The sequence below is a fragment of the Aliivibrio sp. 1S175 genome, from assembly GCF_001690985.1.
GTDB lineage: Bacteria > Pseudomonadota > Gammaproteobacteria > Enterobacterales > Vibrionaceae > Aliivibrio.
Map to the genome: position 1 here is coordinate 1 of NZ_MAJS01000017.1, position 537 is coordinate 537.

The window sequence follows — 537 nt, forward strand, 5'->3', positions numbered from 1 at the left end:
ATTGATAAACGACATGAAATCGTTCCAATACAAGAACCATGTCCTCACTAGGCTTAATATTTAACTCTGAACATTCAGCAGCAAAGAAACGCCAATGAGCTTCACGCCACCATGTTAATGAACGGTCGCCCTCGCCTTCTGCATGAGCAAACTCAGCCGTAACTTCGTTATATTTACACGTTTCAACTAAATCAATTTCAATGATACAAATTGGCTTTCCGTTCCAATCAATAATCACTTGTAAATGACCAACGGTTGGCATTGGTTCTTCACCAGATTCGTACCAAACATTTAAGCTACAAGTCGCTGTCTTTTGACCAATTCGGATTAATTCAGCACATAAATTGGCATTATGCTCATCAGCACAGAAATAGTCTGAGCCGAATGATTGATACTTTTTACGCTCAGTTTCAGAAAGTGAACTGAGATACTTATTCAAGTAGATTTGAGACTGTTCTTCCATGAAATCCTCTTAACTATTTTCGCAATATAACGCCTGCATAACACGTTTGCTACTATGCAGACCTAGCTGAATTT

1 protein-coding gene is annotated in these 537 nt (G+C 38.5%); it reads right to left on the bottom strand.

Features of this window, described 5'->3' with window-relative positions; all coding sequences use genetic code 11:
• On the bottom strand, positions 1 to 463 hold a 463-nt coding region (locus A6E06_RS08285; protein ID WP_065640689.1), incomplete at its 3' end, for an ASCH domain-containing protein.
• Positions 464 to 537 lie beyond the last annotated feature (74 nt).